A 349-nucleotide genomic window follows, 5' to 3' on the forward strand; every position below is an offset into this window, starting at 1 on the left:
TGGGTCTTGGTACTACATGTACAGGATAGGTGGGAGACTATGAAGCATGGACGCCAGTCTGTGTGGAGTCATCCTTGGGATACCACCCTTGTAGTACTGGGACTCTAACCATAGGCCATGAATCTGGTCTTGGGACACTGTCAGGTGGGCAGTTTGACTGGGGCGGTCGCCTCCTAAAAAGTAACGGAGGCGCTCAAAGGTTCTCTCAGTACGGTCGGAAATCGTACGTAGAGTGTAAAGGCAGAAGAGAGCTTGATTGCAAGACATACAGGTCGAGCAAGGACGAAAGTCGGACTTAGTGATCCGGTGGTACCGCATGGAAGGGCCATCGCTCAACGGATAAAAGCTA

1 rRNA gene is annotated in these 349 nt (G+C 51.6%); it reads left to right on the top strand.

Annotated features, from left to right (window positions below):
* Positions 1-349 (top strand): 23S ribosomal RNA (locus tag ACI48P_RS22235); the annotation flags it as partial.

The organism is Romboutsia sp. LXY-2 (genome assembly GCF_056171995.1).